We start from the raw sequence: 18,434 nt of genomic DNA on the forward strand, positions 1-18,434 counted from the left end.
CCTTTTAACTTTCGACACGCAACCATGTTTGCGTTCTATAAATAAACGCCAAATACCCCCTGACCTTAAGTTCATCCTCATTGTCGGGATTCAGCCAAATTTTGCATCGAAACGTCATGGCCTGTTGTGGGTCGAATAGCTTTTTCCCTTTCCACTCCCCAGTATGCTGTTTTTTGGCGGCCTCTATGATCATCATGCCCAAAATAGGCTGGTCTTTGAGCTCCCCATCACATTTGGAACACACGGCGTCTTCCTTCCCCTCTTCCAAAATTTCGACCACGTGCCCATACATGAGTCCGTCTTTCTTATAAATATCAATAATCGCCTTAGGCTTTCCCGTACGGTCATCAATGGTCTTCCACTTCCCGAAAATACTTTGTGATTTTACGGTAATGGTGAACATGACCAATATTCCCAATAGCAACAGCCTACTTCTTTTTATCATCTATATTGATATTTTTACGCAATGAGTTTAGGGATGCGTTAAGTTCGAACCCGAGCAACAATATATTGGAATTTAACCAAATGAACACCATAAGGATCAATAATCCCCCCAATGCCCCGTACAATTCGTTATAACGTGCAAACTTTTCAACATAAACCCCAAAGAGATAGGAAGTCAACACGAAGAGTATGGTCGTCATTAACGCCCCGATAGAAAAGAATTTCGCGTGTTTCCCCTCCGCAGTGCCAAAATAGTACAAAATCGCCGTGGTGAAGTACGACAATATCATAAAAAAGAGGATTTTACCGATTTGGGCGCCAACAATGTCATTTTCACTGAGGTCGTAACCTCTTGTCTTTGCCGCCCACTCACTGAGGTAATCCAAAATATAGAATTCAAAATAAACATAAATGGCCGCCCCTAGGATCAAGAGTATGGAAAGTATCAGACCTACCATGAGCGCATAGGCATATTGCCGAATGAAAGTTCGTGTCAATTTCACATGATATGAATTTTCGAATCCCCCAAAAATCGCATTTACGCCATTTGCCATTAAAAATATGGATATAAAAAATGCCGAGGACAGGACCCCCCCACTCCTTTGGTCTTTTATCTGTTGGTATATTTCCCCAAAATACTCACTGGTCGCCGATGGCAGAAAGGACTCTAGGAACAATAGGAATTGGGCATCAAAATTTTCATTTCCCACACTCACATATGGAATGATAAAGGGCACTAGGGTCACTAGGAATATCAAAAGTGGAAAGAGCGCCATAAAGAGACTAAAGGCAATGGAACTCGCCCTGGAGGACAAAGCACCTTCCAAAATGCCCAGAACATACATTTCGATCAGATCATAGAGGGAAAGTCCTTCAAAGGCCGGTAGTTTCACCTTTTTCAAAAGCACTACGAACCAATTGATTATAGGTATGTTATTAAGTTTATCCTCTATCTCTGCCGACATTTACACCGCTTTAAGGCTTAGGTCCATATTATGTACAGAATGTGTCAAAGCCCCCGAGGAGATATAATCCACCCCACATTCGGCATATTCCCTGATGGTTTGCTCATTGATCCCTCCGGAAGATTCCGTTTGACATTGATTGCCGATCATGGCCACGGCCTTTCGGGTATCGGGATAATTGAAATTATCGATCAAGATGCGATGGACTCCTTTGGTTTTTAGGATTTCCGTTATCTCCTCCAAATTTCTTGCCTCCACGATAATTTTCAAGTCCCTCTGGGTTTCCTTTAGGTACTCTTGTGTTTTTTGGATCGCTTTGGTAACCCCTCCTGCAAAATCGATATGATTGTCCTTTAGCATGATCATATCGTAAAGGGCGAATCTATGGTTCTCACCCCCTCCTATTTTTACCGCCCATTTTTCAAGCGCCCTTATCCCTGGGGTCGTTTTTCTGGTATCCAGGATTTTCGTACCGGTACCCTTTAACAATTCTACATAGGTATTGGTTTTGGTTGCAATGGCACTCATACGCTGCATGGCATTCAAAACCAAACGCTCGGCCTTTAGGATACTTTGTGACCTCCCGGTAACATAAAAAGCAATATCCCCATGGGATACCTTGCTCCCATCCCCAATAAGGGTTTCCACTTCCATTTCATCGTCAATATAGGCAAATACCTGCTTCGCAAATTCAATTCCGGCAATAATCCCCTCGTCCTTCACCAGGAGTTTTGCCTTACCCATTGCGGAAGCGGGAATACATGCCAAAGAACTATGGTCCCCATCACCCACATCTTCCCGTATGGCATTGGAAATTATCAAATCTACCTCGTGTTGAAATTGTGCTTGTGAAATCATTGAAAAAAATGGTTTGTGCTAATTTACTAAAAACAATATCCAATATGGAAATCCTATAACTTGAAAGTTTTAAATTTGAGGCATGACCATAAAACTTATTGCCATTGGCAAAACAGACAGCGCACCATTAAAGCAGCTCATTGCGGATTATGAAAATAGGCTTGGCCATTATATCAAATTTGAGTTGGATATTATTCCCGACATCAAAAATGTAAAAAACCTTTCCGAAGTCCAACAAAAAGAAAAAGAAGGCGAACTGATCCTGAAAAAACTGATCGCTACGGATGTTCTTGTTCTTCTGGATGAAAATGGCAAACAATACGATTCCGTGGGATTCTCGAACTACCTACAGAAAAAAATGAATTCAGGAATGAAACAATTGGTTTTGGCCATCGGTGGCCCTTACGGCTTTAGCGATGCGGTATATGCGAAATCACAAGGAAAAATAAGTCTATCCAAAATGACTTTTTCCCACCAGATGGTACGTCTTTTTGTTGTTGAACAACTCTATAGGGCCTTTACCATATTAAGGAATGAGCCCTACCATCATAGATAAACCCTTGTTTCAACCAACGAACTTGATAACCGACGAAATCGAAATCGTTCGCTTTTAATAAAGCACCCTGAATTTGATCGTATTCTCTATTTTACGTAAAGCTTTTATAACTTCCTTATTGTATTCCTTGTCTAAATCAGTGATCACATAACCCAATTCGGAATCCGTTGACAGATACTGCCCATTAATGTTCAATTCGTACTCGGCCAGCACCTTATTGATCTTGGCCATGATACCGGGTACGTTTTTGTGTATGTGCAAGAAGCGATGTGCATTGGTCTGCTTGGGCAACCTGATATTCGGGAAGTTCACCGCATCTACCGTATTACCGGAATTGATATACTCCATGATCTTGTTGGGCACAAAATCGGCAATATTGCGTTGTGCTTCCTCGGTACTTCCCCCAACATGAGGGGTAAGTATTACATTGGGCAGGCCTTGAAGCTGGGTACTGAATTCCCCATTAGCCCTTGGTTCATGGGGATACACGTCTATGGCCGCCCCACCAAGTTTTCCACTTTCCAAAGCTTTGGACAAGGCTTCTATATCAACCACAAACCCCCTTGATAGGTTGACCAACATCGCCCCATCTTTCATTTGGTTCAGCTCCCGCTCGCCAATAAAGTTCTTATTAGCCTTGTTGTCATCAATATGCAGGGAAACCACATCCGAAATGTTCAACAAATTTTCCAGCGTATCACATTTTACCGCATTCCCAATGGCGAGTTTGTCGTCGACATCATAATAGTAAACGCGCATACCTATGGCCTCTGCCAATACCGATAATTGCTTTCCAATATTACCATAACCGACGATACCAAGGTTCTTGCCCCGGACTTCCTTTGAATTTTCGGCGGTCTTGTTCCACTGTCCGCCATGTATTTCCGTACTTCTTGGGAAAACATACCGCATTAGCATGATAATCTCCCCAATGGCCAATTCGACCACCGAACGGGTATTGCTATAAGGTGCGTTGAATACGACAACCCCTTTACGTTTACAATAATCCAAATCGATTTGTGTGGTTCCGATACAAAAAGCCCCAACAACCAACAACTTATTGGCTGCATCCAAGACTTTCTGGGTCACTTGTGTCTTTGAGCGTATGCCTAAAACATGAACCCCTTTAATGCGTTCTATAAGTTCTTCCTCGGACAAACTGGTCTTTACCAATTCAACCGAAAAACCATCTTCCGAAAGATTATGGAACGCTGCCGAGTGTACATTTTCCAAAAGAAGGATCTTAATCCTATTTTTTGGATAAGAGATATTACGGGGCAAATCGTTGACAAAAAGGAATTCGTCCAAATTCGGGGCCACATGATCCGCTTTTTCAGCCGCTTTTTGTCTATGTACATTTTCAGTATATGCGAAAAACTTATCGGCAATGCCCGCCTCACGCATGACATAATCACTATAACCGTCCCCGATCACCTGTACTTCACCTTCCAAATCGAGGTTTTTAAGGCATTCTATTTTCCCATTATGGGTGGCTAGGACATTTTCCTCGTCAAACCCTATGATCTTTCCTTCTTCATCGAATTCAAAAGTATTGGCAAAAACCCTTTCCGAAGGAATATTGTATTCTTTTACGATAGGATCGATGAATTCTTTGAACCCACAGGAAATGACATAAATATCATCTGAGAATTTTTCAAAAAATTCCTTGTTCGATTCGATGGACTTCGAAATCTTTTTCCGCAACTCCCTTACCAAACCATCCAGATCGTCTTTATGGGCCTCCAAGAGTTTAATACGTTGCTCCAGGGATTCGGTAAATGAGATATCCCCATCAATACCCAAATTGGTTATTCTTTGGATTTCACCGATTATCTCCTCGCGGTTCGATTTACCCTTAAGGGTCATCTCTGCCAAAACATCCAAGGCCTCAACCCTAGTCAAGGTACTATCAAAATCAAAAACGTATTTACGTGCCACTTCGGTTATCATATTTAGTTTATTGCATGCCTCTCTTAGAGCGCCTAATAATTGGGGTGTTCTACCCCTTCTTAAATCAAGCGATAAAATTAAAAATTTATTCTGTAGCCTTTATAGGAATTTGAAGGAATCTTATTAAAAGTTATCCCTATAACCAAATGCCGTTATTTTGATAAAAAAAACCTTACCATTTTCAAAATGAGGACACTTTTCCAAATCCGCTTATCAATTTCCAGGAAGTGGATCCATCTTTATGATAGCCTTTATTACAACCATTTAAGTATCTGCCCTGCCATGCCGCAATTCCGTGGAATGTAAATCGAAAAAATGTGTACCCTTACGGGAACAATGACAAATTAGGGGAAAATTCCATCCGTTTTTCCTGCTTCCGGAAAAATAGGCCGTTATGGTTTAAAAGCGATATAGACAATACCCGTAATAATCGCCAAGCCAAAACTCAGTAAGGTACCGATCAATATGTATTCTGTGAGCTTTCGATTGTTTCTTTCCTTGAGGTCATTGAACCTAAAAACGGATTTTGCGGTAATCAATAGACCGATTGCCTCCCATCGCCCCAATATTATGAAGACCAGCACGAAGAGCCTTTCGATAATACCGATATACTTCCCTGCATTGGGCAAGGATTTATGATCTATTTCTATTTTACGCGACATTCCTTCCAACAGCATCCCCATGATGATCGCAGCAGGATAACCCACGAAAATTACAGCCGTTACCAAAGGCCAATCCACCAGTTGCAATAACCCCATAGTATGCCCGTACAGGTTTTCGTGATATACACAAACATACAATACGATAACATGCAATACCTGATCGATAAAAAAAGGAACGGCCTTGTTTTTGAATAACGGATTTGCATATAACTTGGCCAAATCCACCATATAATGCGATACGGTGATGACCACAATGATCCTCCAATAGCTTAAATCCCACACTAACAATAACATGAGTACGGCATGAAGCAGTATGTGCAGATAGAGGTATCTTGATGTTATCCTATTCGATTCCTTATGAATCACCCAACGTTGGGGCTGTACTAAAAAATCACCTATTAAATGGGCCAATAAAAGTTTCGTGAACAGCATTATTCCTGAATGGTATTAATAGTGGTTGTATAATAGGCCAACAATTCCTGTACCAAATCCAATCGCGCCCTTTTCGCCCTTTGGCTTACCGCGGATTGTTTTATATGCAATTGTTCGGCCAAGTTCTGCTGTGATGCGTCGGGGTTGCCCAGTGCCAGATACACCATTTCCGCCGAAACCGTACTCCAATCATCCATAAAATCGGAAGCCAATTTCAACATAAGGTTCAGGGTTCTGTTATATGTGCTATCGGCCGTGGTGATCATTAAGTTCACCTTTTCCACTTTTAATGCCTCCAAGGTAATTCCCGATCGTTGGTATGCCGTACCGTTTGATTCACTGACACCGGCACCCACAAACGATTCGCTACCCACTCCCATACCCATGCGAATATCGAGTCCTTTGATTGTTTTCATCATGGCCTTGATCCGTATTGCGGCAAATAAGGCCACTGCCACCGGCAACCGTAGTTGAATCTCATCCCCTCGGTATATTTCCCATGTTTTTGGCGTATCTCCCCATTGGGATAAACAGGTCTTGAGCTTGGTCATCCATTCCGTTGGATCATATCCTTTGGAATTGATAATGTCCCCCGTAATTATTGCTATCATAGTTATGATCTAAAATGCTAATATCAATTAAATATAAGCTAAAATATTAATATTGTTCAATATAAGCCAATTAAATAATAAATAAACATTAAAACCACCGCCTTACTTGGGTACAATACTGGCGAAACTCCTTTCCGAAAATACGGGTCAGAGCCTCTTCTTCCGGTATGATCTGAAACTTGTTCATATATCCCACAAAACCCGCCACCAATAAGGTATTGAAGGCATTCCCCAGCCAAAGTCCCCAAGCCAACAAAAGCATTAAAAGTGCCAAATACATCGGGTTTCTAGAAAACCCATAGATGCCGTTGGTCACCAATTTGGTCGTCTTTGAAGGTGTTCTAGGGTCTATGGTTGTTTTTAAAATCAAAAACTGCACTACGGTAACTATGCCCACCAGTATACCTGACCCCACCAAAACCCAGATTAAAAACCCCTTTCCGAAAAACTCAAAATCGCCAAAAGGCAGAAATACGGACAACACATACATTAGTAATGAAAATACCATGAAAACAAGGACCGGAGGTAGTTTTAACTTCATATGGGATAATATAATGGATAATAAAATTACTATTTTTGGGCGAGCTGATCCCATATCGGGATTTTTTCCTTTCCATAAACCCATGTCGATAAAGATGGATTCCTGAAAATAAAACCTACTTTGGAGTACATCCAAATTCGAAAAAACAAACCGTACTATCATGAAATTGGTTTTTGCCACACACAATCAAAATAAAGTCAAAGAGGTACAAGCTTTACTTCCTCCGACCATATCACTATTATCCTTATCCGATATCGGATGCAACCAAGAAATACCGGAAACCGGCGAAACACTTGAAGAGAATGCCATTCTAAAGGCTGATTTTGTCACCCATAAGTTTGGCTATCCATGTTTTGCCGATGATACGGGCTTATTGGTCAATGCCTTGGACGGGGCCCCCGGGGTTTATTCCGCCCGCTATGCAGGGGAACAAAGAAATTCAGAGGACAACATGAACAAGCTACTGTCCGAATTAGCATCAAAAAAAGACAGGACCGCTCGATTCGAAACCGTTATCGCCCTCAACCTCAATAACCAACAACACATTTTCAAGGGTATTGTCGAGGGGGAGATCACGACCGAAAAGAAAGGAAAAAAAGGTTTTGGATATGACCCCATCTTTAAACCTGATGCCTATGTGGAAACCTTCGCAGAATTACCTTTGGAGGTTAAAAACAAAATCAGCCATCGTGGTAGGGCCATTCATCAGCTGTTAACATACTTGAAAAATTATGGGAACGACCTTGGGAACTAACGCTACAAGCGTTATTCGTTTCATGCACTGGATCGCCATCAATCTTCAAAAGGGCTTGGTTTCCCATGTGGGAGTCTTGATTCCACGAGGCTTTCACTGTCAATTTATTGTTAATTATCGGCCCAATCACCCCATAATGGATTGATATAAATAAATAACAGTACCTTTGCGCCTTTAATAATTGCCGCCGGTATGGCAGGTGTTGCGCTGAGTCTAATAGGTTACATACGATAATCGCTCTATACAACACACATATTTGCGATTAAGTAACATTATATTATGACAAAATTTGAAGCATTGGGACTACAACAGTCCCTATTGGATGCTGTCACCGATTTAGGGTTCGAAAGCCCTTCTGAAGTACAGGAAAAAGCAATTCCCATCTTATTGGAAAACGAAACCGATTTGGTTGCCTTGGCACAAACCGGTACGGGTAAAACCGCAGCTTTCGGTTTTCCACTTATCCAAAAAATCCAAAGTGAAAGCAGGACGACACAAGGTCTGATCCTTTCCCCAACCCGGGAACTTTGTTTACAGATTACAAACGAGTTGAAATTATACGCCAAGTATGAGAAAAACATCAATGTAGTCGCGATTTATGGCGGGGCCAGTATTACCGAACAGGCCAAACAGGTCAAAAGAGGGGCACAAATAGTGGTTGCCACTCCGGGAAGAATGAAAGACATGATCGGGCGTCGTTTGGTAGACATCTCAAAAATAGATTATTGTATTTTGGATGAAGCCGACGAAATGTTGAACATGGGCTTCTTTGAAGATATTAAGGATATCCTATCGAACACCCCAAAAGAAAAATCAACTTGGTTGTTTTCGGCCACTATGCCCAAGGAGGTCTCGGTCATTGCCAAGAAATTCATGCATAGTCCACAGGAAATTACCGTTGGTGATAAAAATTCGGGGGCTTCGACGGTACAACATGAATATTATATCGTTGGAGGAAGAGATCGTTACCCTGCCCTAAAAAGATTGGCAGACACGAATCCTGATATATTTTCCGTGATTTTCTGCAGAACCAAACGCGACACCCAAAAAGTTGCTGAAAAGCTGATCGAGGATGGCTATAATGCCGGGGCCCTGCACGGCGACCTTAGTCAAAACCAAAGGGATTTGGTCATGAATTCCTTCCGTAAAAAACAAATACAGATGTTGGTCGCCACCGATGTGGCTGCCCGTGGTATCGATGTGGATGACATTACCCATGTGATCAACTACCAATTGCCCGATGAAATAGAAACCTATACCCACCGAAGCGGACGAACCGGACGTGCAGGGAAATCAGGGATTTCAATGATCATCGTAACCCGTAGCGAGTTACGGAAAATCAAAGCGATAGAAAACAAGATAAAGCAAAAATTCATTCAAAAAACCATACCCACAGGCATGGAAATTTGTGAAATCCAGCTCTATCATTTAGCCAATAAGATCAAGGAAACCGAAATCAACGAGGAGGTCGAAAGTTATTTACCTGCCATCAATGATGTTTTGAAAGGGGTCGATCGCGAGGATCTTATAAGAAAAATAGTCTCTGTGGAATTTACCCGATTCTATAATTACTATAACAAAACCAAAGATTTGAACCTTGCCGATTCAGGTGATAGTGGCGATAGACGAAAAGACCGTGGCGGACAAGTACCTTCCAGTGGTTCTGTACGTTACTTTATAAATATAGGGGAAAAAGACGGGTATGACTGGATGTCGTTAAAAGACTTTATCCGGGATACGGTAGACCTGGACAAAGACGATGTTTTCAAAGTGGATGTAAAAGATAGTTTTTCATTCTTCAACACAGACGCTGAGGTCACTGAAAAAATATTGGCCACCTTTACCGAATTCAAAGTAGATGGTCGCTTTGTTAATGTTGAAGTTTCCAAAAATCCCGGTGGCGGCGGTGGCCGAGGCGGAAGGGACAGGAAAAAGAGCGGAGGTCGCGACCGTAGTCGCTCCGGAAATAGCCGAGATCGCAATTCCTCGGGCAAGGGAAGGGACAGAAAATCTTCCGGTGGCAACTCCACCTTTTCCGGTAAACGAAGAAGCAAACGCAAAAGCGATTTCTTTTAGTTAATTGTATATTAAAAAACAGGTTCTTGATCTTTTTTTCTTTGATTAGTACCCAATTATTCGGATTTTAGACCAATGATAAAATATATTGCCGTCACCTTTCTATTGATTGGTTTTATGGGCTTTGCCCAAGAAACGGAACCTGAGGCACAAACCTTCAATGCAATCATTGTTAATGCCCAGACGGACAAACCGTTGGAAAGTGTCCATGTCGTAAATTTGAACAAAGTATTGGGTACTATCACCAATCAGCAGGGGGAGTTTTCAATAACCGCCTCGGTGAACGATACCTTATACTTTTCCTATCTTGGTTTCAAATCACAGAAAATTCGGGTCACCAATGACATGTTCAAGTTCAAGGATACCAAAATATCACTTACCGAGTTGGCCTATGCCCTTGAAGAGGTTATCGTACGCCCCTATTCGCTTACGGGCTATCTGGAAATAGATGTTAAGAACATGCCCATAAACAATGCCTATCAATACAGTATTTCAGGATTGAATGTCGGGTATGAAGCAGGAAAGAAAAACCCCAATGCCGCCACGCGTGTGCTTGGGGCTATTTTGAATCCTGCCGATTTGTTGCGCAACTTGTTTGGAAAAAAACCTAATCAGATGCGAAAATTAAGACAGGTTAAAGAAGATGACGCCATTCGCGATCTTCTTGCCTCTAAATTTGATCGGGAAACCTTGACCGAGCTGTTACAAATTGAAAAAGTGGATATCGAGGATATCCTGAACAATTGCAGCTATTCCAAGTCCTTTATCTCCACGGCAAACGATTTGCAGATCCTTGATGCCATCAGTAGTTGTTATGAAGAATTTAAAGTTCTAAATAGAAAGAAATAAATTTTCTATTTCCCGTTGCATTTTATAGCTTTAACCAAAATAGACTACTATGCATCGACTGTTCGTATTGTTTTTGGTTTTGGCATTTGCAAACTCCTGTAAACCAGACAAAAAAGAAGCGACAATTCAACCTGAGGTTACTGCAATCCAAAGTCAACCCGAAATCAAGGAATCGGTTCCATTTGTGTGGGAAGGGGCCAATATTTATTTTTTACTTACCGATCGTTTCAATAACGGCAATCCTGAGAATGACATAAATTTCGAAAGAACAAATGAAACCGGGGTATTAAGGGGTTTCATGGGCGGAGATTTGGAAGGAATAACCCAAAAAATCGAGGCGGGTTACTTTTCCGATTTAGGAATCAATGCCATTTGGTTTACACCAGTAGTAGAGCAAATTCATGGCGACACCGACGAATCTACCGGAAACACTTACGGCTATCACGGCTATTGGACAAAGGATTGGACGGCTTTGGACCCTAATTTCGGTACCCGAAAAGCGTTGGAAAAACTGGTGAAAACAGCGCACAAAAACGGAATCCGTATCTTAATGGATGTGGTCTTGAACCATACCGGACCCGTTACGGCCGAAGATCATGTCTGGCCCGAAGAATGGGTACGTACCGAACCTACCTGCGAATTTACAACCTACACCAACACCACGACTTGTACTTTAGTAGACAACCTTCCGGATATTCGAACCGAATCGAATGAGGCGGTTGAATTGCCAGATTCCCTTTTGGCCAAATGGAAGGCTGAAGGTCGGATCAGTACCGAACTCGACGAGTTAAATCTTTTCTTTGAACGTACCGGGTATCCAAGGGCTCCCCGATTCTATATCATAAAATGGTTAACCGATTATGTCAATGATCTGGGCATCGATGGGTTTAGGGTAGATACGGTAAAGCATGTCAATGAAAATGCCTGGTCGGAACTTTACAAAGAGGCCTCGGCCGCTTTCGAATCCTGGAAAAAGAAACATCCCGATCTTGTTTTGGACGACAATCCTTTCTATATGGTAGGGGAAGTATACAATTATAACATTTCACATGGGAGGACCTTCGATTTTGGCGACAAGAAAGTGGATTATTATGCCAACGGATTCAAAAGCCTGATCAATTTTGAATTAAAGCAGGATGCCGATATGGATTACGAATCCATATTTAAAAAATACAGCACCATTTTAAACACGAAGCTCAAGGGTCAAAGCGTACTCAATTACCTTACATCACATGATGATGGGAGCCCTTATGACAAGGAACGCAAAAAGCCCATCCGAAGCGCCAATGTACTGTTACTTACCCCAGGGGCATCACAGGTCTATTATGGTGATGAATCTGCAAGGGACCTCACCATTGAGGATGCTGTCGGGGATGCTACCCTAAGGTCCTTTATGAACTGGGAAGACCAAGATAGCCTACCCGGAACCAAAAGTATTCTATCCCATTGGCAAAAATTAGGTAAATTCCGAAAAAACCATCCGGCCATTGGTGCCGGTAAGCACAAACGACTTACCAAAAAACCCTATGTTTTCAGCAGAACCTATATCGACGATGATTTTAAGGATAAAGTCGTGGTTGGCCTGGATCTACCGATCGGTAAAAAATCCCTTTGGGTGAAAGGATTTTTCGGTGACGGTACAAAACTCCATGATGCCTATTCCGACACTATTGGGGAAGTAAAAAACGGCAAGTTCATTTTTGAAAGCGAATACGATATTGCTTTGTTGGAGGTTGCCCAATAATCTTTCCGGTACTAGTCAAGGATTCAAGGAAAGGAACAGAAAGATCAAGAACCATAGCATAGCCCTACCTATTCGATTGGGTGCCCATACCGAAGTACCGAGCGTCTATTATTGACAATTATTGGCGTGAATGTAAGGCGATCCGGTTACCCTCGGTATCCTTTACCAAAGCCATAAACCCATGCCCGCCTCCGATCTCGGTTTTAGGTTGAAGTATTTCCCCCTGAGCCTCGATTACCCGGCCCAGCTCAACGGACAAATCAGGACATGTAAAGTATATCAATGGTCCATCGGTAGCACTTGGGGTATACATTCCGTGCTTGACCAACGACCCTGAAGCCCCTTTTTTATCAGGTGCACTGGGAAACCATCCCATTTGCAATTCTCCCAGGTCATGGACACTAATCGTAATACCAAAAACCTTTTCATAAAACGTCTTGGCACGCTCCATATCGGAAACGGGAATCTCAAACCAGCCCACCATGTTATACTCCATAATTACTGATTTTCCAATATTTCCTTTAAGGACCCAAGTCCGTCTTCAAAATCCTTCCCTACCATCTTGTCCATGTTCATGAACAGCATCATTATGCTCATCGGAAATTTATTCTTGCCCGAAAAACCCCAAGTCACCTTTGTGGAGCCCTTACCCTCTTCTGTAACACGGAGATAAGCATCCGACTGGGATTTCCATGGCTTAAAGAATCGTAATTGCGAAATTATTTCCTTGTTTTGGGTTATCCCGGTCAATTCCTGTTCACCCTCACCTACCTCTTTATTGCCATTCCAATAACTTACGGCACCGACTTCACCATCAATACCGGTGAGCTTATACTCCATATTCGGGTCTCTCTTTTCCCAAGGAGACCATTCGCGCTGTTTTCCAAGGTATTTCAAATACTCGAAAACTTCCGGAACAGGCTTGGAAATTATTATACTACGTGAAACATCATAGGTTTTGGGTGCGATAATCGCCAATATCAAAACTATGGCCACGATTCCCGATAAAATATAAAGTAGTATATACATAAGAAAATCAAGGGATTGGTTGAATTTAAATATAGTAAAAATTTACATTGCATCGCTGTACCGCTCCAAAATTTTATCGATGCTTTTAATCGACTTTTTGGTCCAATCCAATCGTTTTTCCAATTTTTCACGATCGCTTAATTGCCAAGGTACTTGCAGACCTTTCAATTTTACCGTCAGAAATTGTAACAAAATGGCAGCAGACACTGAGATATTAAGACTCTCGGTAAACCCTGCCATCGGTATTTTAACGAATCCGTCGGCTTCCCGGAGCACCTCCTGGCTTAGACCTTCCTTTTCCGTGCCGAAAAACAATGCTGTTTTGTCCTCGATTTCAAAATCCTCAAGAAAACACGAGTCATTGTGGGGGGTTGTGGCCACAATTCGATATCCTTGATCCCTAAGGCTTGCGATACAGTCGCCCGTACTCCCATACCTGTACACATCGACCCATTGTTGTGCCCCCATGGCAATATTCTTATCCAACCGTTTTCCAAAACGACCTTCGATAACATGGGCGGTCTGTATTCCGAATACCTCACAACTTCGGATTACGGCACTGGTATTGTGTAATTGAAAAACATCCTCAATGGCCACTGTTAGAAATTTGGTACGCTCCTCTAGGACTTGGATGAAACGTTCTTTCCTTTCCTCCGAAATAAATCTTTCGAGATACGTCAAAAGCTGCTGATCTTCCATATAACTAATATAAGAAAAAGTCTATTTTTATACTATGAAAAAGAATGTTGTCATACTTACCGGAGCCGGGATGAGTGCTGAGAGTGGACTTAAGACTTTCCGGGATGCCGATGGGCTTTGGGAAGGCCATGATGTTATGGAGGTTGCTTCTCCCCAAGGTTTTGAAAATAACCCGGAATTGGTCTTGGATTTTTACAACCAACGCAGGCGACAGTTGCTTGAAGTAACCCCCAATAAAGCCCATAAGGCCCTGGTAACGCTCGAAGAACATTTTAAGGTGACCATTATTACCCAAAATGTGGATGACCTCCATGAAAGGGCCGGAAGTTCCCATGTGGTCCATTTACATGGAGAACTCCTAAAGGTTCGCAGCACGATGGGCGGCCAGCCGATTCCGTGGCGTTCCAATTTGGTTTTGGGCGACACCTGTGAAAAAGGATACCAATTACGGCCACATATCGTATGGTTCGGCGAAGAAGTACCCATGATGGGAAGGGCCATGGAATTGACCGCCATGGCCGATTTTTTGTTGATCATAGGCACCTCGATGCAGGTGTACCCTGCGGCGGGTTTAATCGACTTTGTCCCTAAAGGAACCCCGATATATTTTGTTGACCCCAAACCTTCGATCAAGGGGAATCCTTTGAATAAATTATATGTGATTCCGGAAAAAGCTACCGAAGGTGTCCCTACTGTGGTTGCCGATTTAATTGATAAAGCACCTTAGATTGATTTGCCCATGCCATGACCGCCTCTTTTTGGGCTTTGGTCAATATGGCTTCAGAATGTACCCAAGTGTACGACTTCAAGGGCATTTCCCCGGCTTCGATAACCTCGACGACCTCTTCCAACTTATGACTTTTCCTTTTGTCGGAATAACTTTCCCAAGCTGAAAAATTAAGTTCCTCCTTACCTTCCTCCACATGATCAGCAAGCCAATAGGATACAGGGGCGATCATACTATACCAAGGGTAATCGGTATTGTTGCTATGGCAATCATAACAGGCATTTTGCAAAACCCCTTGCACCTCTTTCGAAGGGTTGGTTTCCGCAATGAATTGAGCGACGTGATTTTCTTGGGACGAATTTTTAACGGGACGATAAAACTGCATGGCCACCAACACCAAAAGTAGGATGACTGCGATTTTTTTTAGTATTTTCATTTCGATGATTATTTAATCAAAAATACGAACAAGTGATTAAAGAACAATTAATTGAATCATTGGATTATGTGGATGCAACAAGGAAAAAACGCACTGAAATGTCCCTTTGGGTCTTGAACAAGCCCGAATTATTGCCCCCCTTGTTGGAAATAGCTTTCGAAGGCCGTGACCCCATAGCAAATAAAGCCTGTTGGATCTTGGAATATGTGGCCAAACGGAATATAGATTCCATCTTGCCCCTTATCGATGATTTCACCGAAAACCTGCATACGTTGGCCCTTGATTCATCGGTTCGTCCAATGGCCAAAATCTGTGAACTATTGATTACGGCCTTTTTCAATAAAAAGCGGAATGAAACAAAACAGGTATTGACCCCAAAACACCTCGAACTTATCGCCAGCACTTGTTTCGATTGGCTCATCGGGGAATATAAAGTCGCTACAAAAGCCTACTCAATGACTTCTTTATGGCATATAGGCAAAGCCTTTGAATGGATACATCCTGAGTTAAAGATGGTATTAGAGCAAAACTATACCTCCGGAAGCCCTGCTTACCGAGCGAGGGCAAGAACCATCTTAGCGAAACTGAATGCCCTGAAATAGTGTTGAAAAGAAATGCAAACTATGCTTTTCAAACCTTTTAAACTCACCCATGAATAAGTATCTTTACAGCCTTTAACCAAAACCTATCACAATATCCATGTCACTATCCCAATTGAATGCCATTTCACCGATAGACGGTCGATATAGAAGTAAAACGGATTCTTTATCCCCCTATTTTTCCGAAGAAGGCCTAATAAAATACCGGGTACTTGTAGAAATAGAATATTTCATCGCCCTTTGCGAAATCCCCTTACCCCAACTCGAATCATTCGACTCCTCGAAATTCAATGCCCTAAGGGATATCTACAAAAACTTCGATACCGCAGATGCCCAGGAGATAAAGGATATAGAAAAGACCACCAACCACGATGTAAAGGCCGTAGAATATTTTATAAAAGGGGCCTTCGACAAATTAGGGTTAAGCGAACATAAAGAGTTCATACACTTTGGATTAACTTCCCAGGACATCAACAATACCGCAATACCGTTATCGATCAAAGAGGCCATGAACGATGTATATGTGCCCCTTTATTTTCAGGTAGTGGATAAATTGAAGGCATTGGTAAAGGAATGGGCAAACGTTCCCTTATTGGCCCGTACCCACGGACAACCAGCTTCCCCTACCCGTTTAGGTAAGGAAATAGAGGTGTACGTAGAACGCTTGAAAGAACAATTCAATTTATTGAACGACATTCCCAGCGCAGCAAAATTCGGTGGGGCGACCGGTAATTATAACGCCCATAAAATAGCGTATCCCAATCTGGATTGGATAGCCTTTGGAAAACAATTCGTACAAGAAAAATTGGGCTTACACCATTCTTTTCCGACTACACAGATTGAACACTATGATCATATGGCGGCCTTATTCGATACCTTAAAACGTATCAACACCATTATCCTGGATTTGGATAGGGATTTCTGGACGTATGTATCGATGGACTATTTTAAACAGAAAATAAAAAAGGGGGAAGTAGGTTCGTCGGCCATGCCCCATAAGGTGAACCCGATAGATTTTGAGAATTCGGAAGGAAATATTGGGATCGCCAATGCCATCTTTGAACATTTATCGGCCAAATTACCGGTTTCAAGATTGCAACGCGATTTAACCGATAGTACCGTCCTAAGAAATGTAGGCGTTCCTTTCGGGCATACGTTGATTGCTTTTCAGTCTACCCTAAAAGGACTGGACAAACTTTTGTTGAACCAAGAAAAAATCGAGCAAGATCTTGAGAACAATTGGGCCGTGGTTGCCGAAGCCATCCAAACCATTTTAAGGCGTGAGGGATATCCGAACCCCTATGAAGCCTTAAAAGGATTGACACGGACCAATGCGAAAATCAACCAGGAAACCATAGGGGATTTCATTGACACCCTGGAAGTTTCCGATAGCATCAAATCGGAGTTGAAAGCAATAACCCCTTCCAACTATACCGGGGTTTAAACCCAATTATTGGCATAAATAAAGCCCCAAGTACCATATCGTACTTTGGGGCTTTTTTTATATGTACGTTCAATACCCTAGGTTATCCTTGCTTATGGATCTCCACTGAATGTGGGTAAGGAATTTCAATACCGGCCTTATCCAAGGCCAACTTACAATTCTCCATCGTACCGAAATATACCTCCCAGTAATGTTCGGGATTGGTGTAAGGCCGTACGGCAAAGTTGACCGAACTGTCCGCCAATTCAGAGACATTGACCGAAGGTGCGGGATCCTGTAAGACCAATGGGTTTGAGCTCAATACCTTCAGCAATACCTCCTTGGTTTTTTTAATGTCCTCCCCGTAACCTACGCCAATGGTGATATCTACCCGTATCTTACCTTCCGCGGTGTAATTAATGATATTACCATTCGCCATGGCTCCATTGGGTATGATCGCCAGTTTATTCTGTGGTGTGGTCAATTTGGTGGTAAAGATCTCAATTCCTTTTACAACTCCCAATTCCCCTTGGGCCTCGATCAGGTCCCCGATCCTGTAAGGCTTGAACATCATGATCAATACCCCACCGGCGAAATTCGACAATGACCCCTGTAAGGCCAAGCCCACCGCCAAACCGGCAGCGGCAATGATCGCAGCGAACGTAGTTATGTCGACCCCTAATTGGGAAACTACCACAATGATCAAAAATATCTTCAATGCCCATGAGACCAAATTCAATAAGAACCCTTGTAGTGATTCATCATACTTACCTTTGGCCATCATTTTTCGGGACGCCCCAGTAATTTTCTTGATGACCCAAGAACCGACGATGTAAATGACGATGGCCGTCACTAATTTAGGCCCAAATTCCTTAGCCAATTCCAAGCCATAATTGAACCATTCCGTTGCTTTTTCCATTTTAATATAAAGTGTTATAGTTAATAGTACAGCGAAAATAGTGAATTGACTTGTAAAAATTAAAGCTTTAAATAGCCGAATAAGAAACGCATAACCATAAGATAACCTCTCTATTATATCGTGAAGCAACTTAGGTCAATAACGCGTTTACATCCTATAA

Annotated in this window: 20 protein-coding genes; 8 read left to right on the plus strand and 12 right to left on the minus strand. The window is 42.3% G+C overall.

The annotated features are described in order from the left end of the window. Positions 1-4 precede the first annotated feature (4 nt). Genes PHU20_RS02540 through nadC form a run of 3 tightly spaced genes read right to left on the minus strand, consistent with a single transcriptional unit; the run spans position 5 to position 2,267 of the window. On the minus strand, positions 5-445 hold the full coding sequence (locus PHU20_RS02540; RefSeq protein ID WP_274823770.1) for a DUF2147 domain-containing protein: 441 nt from the start codon (positions 443-445) through the stop codon (positions 5-7). Beyond that, a complete protein-coding gene (locus PHU20_RS02545) occupies positions 429-1,409 on the minus strand; it encodes a YihY/virulence factor BrkB family protein (RefSeq protein ID WP_274823771.1) in 981 nt (326 codons plus the stop codon). The genes PHU20_RS02540 and PHU20_RS02545 overlap by 17 nt, the downstream gene beginning before the upstream one ends. After that, a complete protein-coding gene (nadC, locus tag PHU20_RS02550) occupies positions 1,410-2,267 on the minus strand; it encodes a carboxylating nicotinate-nucleotide diphosphorylase (RefSeq protein WP_274823772.1) in 858 nt (285 codons plus the stop codon). An 82-nt stretch (positions 2,268-2,349) separates the two neighbouring features. On the opposite strand from nadC, the gene rlmH reads away from it, so the two are divergent. Further along, on the plus strand, positions 2,350-2,823 hold the full coding sequence (rlmH, locus tag PHU20_RS02555) for a 23S rRNA (pseudouridine(1915)-N(3))-methyltransferase RlmH (protein WP_274823773.1): 474 nt from the start codon (positions 2,350-2,352) through the stop codon (positions 2,821-2,823). A gap of 54 nt (positions 2,824-2,877) precedes the next feature. On the opposite strand, the gene serA is transcribed toward rlmH, so the two are convergent. The 4 genes from serA to PHU20_RS02575 all read right to left on the minus strand — a co-directional run bounded on the left by serA (position 2,878) and on the right by PHU20_RS02575 (position 7,181). After that, positions 2,878-4,773, minus strand: coding sequence for a phosphoglycerate dehydrogenase (gene serA / locus PHU20_RS02560; RefSeq protein ID WP_274823774.1), 1,896 nt, complete (start codon positions 4,771-4,773; stop codon positions 2,878-2,880). 392 nt (positions 4,774-5,165) lie between these two features. Next, entirely contained in the window at positions 5,166-5,867 is a 702-nt protein-coding gene (locus tag PHU20_RS02565) for a DUF3307 domain-containing protein (RefSeq protein ID WP_274823775.1), read from the minus strand. Further along, positions 5,867-6,478, minus strand: a complete 612-nt coding sequence (locus tag PHU20_RS02570; protein ID WP_274823776.1) for a SatD family protein — start codon at positions 6,476-6,478, stop codon at positions 5,867-5,869. Before PHU20_RS02570 ends, PHU20_RS02565 begins: the two co-directional genes overlap by 1 nt. An 88-nt stretch (positions 6,479-6,566) precedes the next feature. Next, positions 6,567-7,181 carry a methyltransferase family protein gene (locus PHU20_RS02575; protein ID WP_338040868.1) on the minus strand — a complete coding sequence of 205 codons (615 nt, stop codon included), beginning with the start codon at positions 7,179-7,181 and terminating at the stop codon, positions 6,567-6,569. Between PHU20_RS02575 and PHU20_RS02580 the strand changes: the two genes are divergently transcribed. The 4 genes from PHU20_RS02580 to PHU20_RS02595 all read left to right on the plus strand — a co-directional run bounded on the left by PHU20_RS02580 (position 7,180) and on the right by PHU20_RS02595 (position 12,442). Then, positions 7,180-7,773 carry a non-canonical purine NTP diphosphatase gene (locus PHU20_RS02580; protein ID WP_274823777.1) on the plus strand — a complete coding sequence of 198 codons (594 nt, stop codon included), beginning with the start codon at positions 7,180-7,182 and terminating at the stop codon, positions 7,771-7,773. The genes PHU20_RS02575 and PHU20_RS02580 overlap by 2 nt on opposite strands. Before the next feature lie 279 nt (positions 7,774-8,052). After that, the gene (locus PHU20_RS02585; RefSeq protein ID WP_274823778.1) at positions 8,053-9,849 is read left to right on the plus strand and encodes a DEAD/DEAH box helicase; all 1,797 of its coding nucleotides are present in this window, start codon (positions 8,053-8,055) and stop codon (positions 9,847-9,849) included. A gap of 75 nt (positions 9,850-9,924) precedes the next feature. Continuing rightward, entirely contained in the window at positions 9,925-10,698 is a 774-nt protein-coding gene (locus PHU20_RS02590; RefSeq protein ID WP_274823779.1) for a carboxypeptidase-like regulatory domain-containing protein, read from the plus strand. Positions 10,699-10,747: 49 nt separating this feature from the next. Next, the gene (locus tag PHU20_RS02595) at positions 10,748-12,442 is read left to right on the plus strand and encodes an alpha-amylase family glycosyl hydrolase (RefSeq protein WP_274823780.1); all 1,695 of its coding nucleotides are present in this window, start codon (positions 10,748-10,750) and stop codon (positions 12,440-12,442) included. A gap of 118 nt (positions 12,443-12,560) precedes the next feature. Here the strand turns inward: PHU20_RS02595 and PHU20_RS02600 are convergent, their stop codons facing one another. From PHU20_RS02600 to PHU20_RS02610, 3 genes are read right to left on the minus strand one after another with little or no spacing between them, the layout of a single operon-like run. Further along, a complete protein-coding gene (locus PHU20_RS02600; RefSeq protein ID WP_274823781.1) occupies positions 12,561-12,938 on the minus strand; it encodes a VOC family protein in 378 nt (125 codons plus the stop codon). A 2-nt stretch (positions 12,939-12,940) separates the two neighbouring features. Further along, positions 12,941-13,471 carry an SRPBCC family protein gene (locus PHU20_RS02605; RefSeq protein WP_274823782.1) on the minus strand — a complete coding sequence of 177 codons (531 nt, stop codon included), beginning with the start codon at positions 13,469-13,471 and terminating at the stop codon, positions 12,941-12,943. A 42-nt stretch (positions 13,472-13,513) separates the two neighbouring features. After that, entirely contained in the window at positions 13,514-14,170 is a 657-nt protein-coding gene (locus tag PHU20_RS02610; protein WP_274823783.1) for a TrmH family RNA methyltransferase, read from the minus strand. A 34-nt stretch (positions 14,171-14,204) separates the two neighbouring features. On the opposite strand from PHU20_RS02610, the gene PHU20_RS02615 reads away from it, so the two are divergent. Next, positions 14,205-14,897: an SIR2 family NAD-dependent protein deacylase gene (locus PHU20_RS02615; protein WP_274823784.1), complete on the plus strand. Its 693-nt coding sequence runs from the start codon at positions 14,205-14,207 to the stop codon at positions 14,895-14,897. On the opposite strand, the gene PHU20_RS02620 is transcribed toward PHU20_RS02615, so the two are convergent. Continuing rightward, positions 14,860-15,333, minus strand: a complete 474-nt coding sequence (locus tag PHU20_RS02620; RefSeq protein ID WP_274823785.1) for a heme-binding domain-containing protein — start codon at positions 15,331-15,333, stop codon at positions 14,860-14,862. The two genes, PHU20_RS02615 and PHU20_RS02620, sit on opposite strands and share 38 nt — an antisense overlap. Positions 15,334-15,365: 32 nt before the next feature. Between PHU20_RS02620 and PHU20_RS02625 the strand changes: the two genes are divergently transcribed. Both PHU20_RS02625 and purB read left to right on the plus strand, forming a co-directional pair. Continuing rightward, the gene (locus tag PHU20_RS02625; RefSeq protein ID WP_274823786.1) at positions 15,366-15,935 is read left to right on the plus strand and encodes an adenylosuccinate lyase; all 570 of its coding nucleotides are present in this window, start codon (positions 15,366-15,368) and stop codon (positions 15,933-15,935) included. Between the two features lie 97 nt (positions 15,936-16,032). Next, positions 16,033-17,376, plus strand: a complete 1,344-nt coding sequence (purB, locus tag PHU20_RS02630) for an adenylosuccinate lyase (RefSeq protein WP_274823787.1) — start codon at positions 16,033-16,035, stop codon at positions 17,374-17,376. A gap of 82 nt (positions 17,377-17,458) precedes the next feature. Here purB and PHU20_RS02635 read toward each other — a convergent pair whose 3' ends face one another. Continuing rightward, a complete protein-coding gene (locus tag PHU20_RS02635; protein ID WP_274823788.1) occupies positions 17,459-18,274 on the minus strand; it encodes a mechanosensitive ion channel family protein in 816 nt (271 codons plus the stop codon). Positions 18,275-18,434: the final 160 nt, after the last annotated feature.

The sequence above is a fragment of the Maribacter polysaccharolyticus genome, assembly GCF_028882255.1.
Classification (GTDB): Bacteria; Bacteroidota; Bacteroidia; order Flavobacteriales; family Flavobacteriaceae; genus Maribacter_A; species Maribacter_A polysaccharolyticus.

Bases quoted from the DNA above. Each gene is read 5' to 3' on its own strand.
- PHU20_RS02600 (WP_274823781.1), bottom strand. From the start codon at position 12,938: ATGGAGTATAACATGGTGGGCTGGTTTGAGATTCCCGTTTCCGATATG.
- purB (WP_274823787.1), top strand. From the start codon at position 16,033: ATGTCACTATCCCAATTGAATGCCATTTCACCGATAGACGGTCGATAT.
- PHU20_RS02540 (WP_274823770.1), bottom strand. From the start codon at position 445: ATGATAAAAAGAAGTAGGCTGTTGCTATTGGGAATATTGGTCATGTTC.
- serA (WP_274823774.1), bottom strand. From the start codon at position 4,773: ATGATAACCGAAGTGGCACGTAAATACGTTTTTGATTTTGATAGTACC.
- PHU20_RS02635 (WP_274823788.1), bottom strand. From the start codon at position 18,274: ATGGAAAAAGCAACGGAATGGTTCAATTATGGCTTGGAATTGGCTAAG.
- PHU20_RS02595 (WP_274823780.1), top strand. From the start codon at position 10,748: ATGCATCGACTGTTCGTATTGTTTTTGGTTTTGGCATTTGCAAACTCC.
- PHU20_RS02610 (WP_274823783.1), bottom strand. From the start codon at position 14,170: ATGGAAGATCAGCAGCTTTTGACGTATCTCGAAAGATTTATTTCGGAG.
- PHU20_RS02615 (WP_274823784.1), top strand. From the start codon at position 14,205: ATGAAAAAGAATGTTGTCATACTTACCGGAGCCGGGATGAGTGCTGAG.
- nadC (WP_274823772.1), bottom strand. From the start codon at position 2,267: ATGATTTCACAAGCACAATTTCAACACGAGGTAGATTTGATAATTTCC.
- PHU20_RS02585 (WP_274823778.1), top strand. From the start codon at position 8,053: ATGACAAAATTTGAAGCATTGGGACTACAACAGTCCCTATTGGATGCT.
- PHU20_RS02605 (WP_274823782.1), bottom strand. From the start codon at position 13,471: ATGTATATACTACTTTATATTTTATCGGGAATCGTGGCCATAGTTTTG.
- PHU20_RS02565 (WP_274823775.1), bottom strand. From the start codon at position 5,867: ATGCTGTTCACGAAACTTTTATTGGCCCATTTAATAGGTGATTTTTTA.
- PHU20_RS02580 (WP_274823777.1), top strand. From the start codon at position 7,180: ATGAAATTGGTTTTTGCCACACACAATCAAAATAAAGTCAAAGAGGTA.
- PHU20_RS02545 (WP_274823771.1), bottom strand. From the start codon at position 1,409: ATGTCGGCAGAGATAGAGGATAAACTTAATAACATACCTATAATCAAT.
- PHU20_RS02570 (WP_274823776.1), bottom strand. From the start codon at position 6,478: ATGATAGCAATAATTACGGGGGACATTATCAATTCCAAAGGATATGAT.
- rlmH (WP_274823773.1), top strand. From the start codon at position 2,350: ATGACCATAAAACTTATTGCCATTGGCAAAACAGACAGCGCACCATTA.
- PHU20_RS02590 (WP_274823779.1), top strand. From the start codon at position 9,925: ATGATAAAATATATTGCCGTCACCTTTCTATTGATTGGTTTTATGGGC.
- PHU20_RS02575 (WP_338040868.1), bottom strand. From the start codon at position 7,181: ATGATAGTACGGTTTGTTTTTTCGAATTTGGATGTACTCCAAAGTAGG.
- PHU20_RS02620 (WP_274823785.1), bottom strand. From the start codon at position 15,333: ATGAAAATACTAAAAAAAATCGCAGTCATCCTACTTTTGGTGTTGGTG.